General features: G+C 40.7%; 1 pseudogene. It reads left to right on the forward strand.

Annotation, left to right across the window (positions count from 1 at the left end):
- Positions 1–506: pseudogene (locus tag LMB57_RS00355) on the forward strand (hypothetical protein); the annotation flags it as partial.

Below are 506 nucleotides of genomic sequence, written 5' to 3' on the forward strand. Positions count from 1 at the left end.
TAAGGCTTACCAAGCAGTTAAAGAAGCTAAGGCATTGAACGATGATGCACAAAACAGTGATGCAGAAGATTACATCAAGGAAGGCTATGAAGCAGCTTACCAAGATGCTCAAAAAGCTCTTGATGACGCTATGGCTGCTTTGCAAAAGGCTAACGATGATGCAGCTGTTAATGTTAAGGATGCAAATGCTAAGTTAGATGCTGCAAATGCTGCTAAGGCAACTGCTCAAAAGGATGCTGACCAAGCGTTAAATGCTCAAACTGCTGCTTATGATAAATATAGTCAACTTCATCAACTTGAACAAAATGTTGCCAATGCGCAAATAATTTTAGATAACGCTAACGCTGCCCAAAAGACAGCTAGTGAAAAATTGGCTAATGCTCAAGCAGTTATCAAAGCTGCTGATGAATTAGATAGTGCTAAGGCATTAAACGATGATGCACAAAACAGCGATGCAGAAGATTACATCAAGGAAGGCTACGCAAAGGCCTACCAAGATGCTCAAG

Source organism: Limosilactobacillus secundus (genome assembly GCF_020784695.1).
Classification (GTDB): domain Bacteria; phylum Bacillota; class Bacilli; order Lactobacillales; family Lactobacillaceae; genus Limosilactobacillus; species Limosilactobacillus reuteri_F.